Source organism: Flavobacterium sp. ABG (assembly GCF_001027725.1).
In the GTDB taxonomy this organism is placed as follows: Bacteria; Bacteroidota; Bacteroidia; order Flavobacteriales; family Flavobacteriaceae; genus Flavobacterium; species Flavobacterium cupriresistens.
Genome location: NZ_LEKS01000085.1, coordinates 1 through 394, shown reverse-complemented (window position 1 = coordinate 394; position 394 = coordinate 1). Strand labels below are relative to the sequence as shown.

General features: G+C 21.6%; 1 pseudogene. It reads left to right on the top strand.

Annotation, left to right across the window (positions count from 1 at the left end):
* Window positions 1–26: 26 nt before the first annotated feature.
* Window positions 27–394, top strand: a pseudogene (locus tag AB674_RS21785) (hypothetical protein); the annotation flags it as partial.

Below are 394 nucleotides of genomic sequence, written 5' to 3'. Positions count from 1 at the left end.
TTGTCAAACTATTAAAATATCCTGCATTGCAACAAGTAGATGCAAAACGTCAAAAACAAGTAAAATATATTATAACAACTTTAATTTTAACACTAATGTTGCCCAGTATTTATTTTGCTTATAAACTAATTGACGAAAAAAAATACAATCAAAAAATTGAAGTTTTCATTGAAAAAGAATTCATAAACAAAGGATATACAATACTTTATAAAAAAATTAGATTTAATTCAAATCCAAAAAAAATTGAACTTGCTTTTTTAACCAAAAAATTTAGCGACCAAGAAATCAAATCACTTAAACATACACTTAATAATTATAAAATATATAATACTGAATTAAATATCAAACAAGACACCACCGATATTAAAAAATACATTTTGAATGAAATTAATTC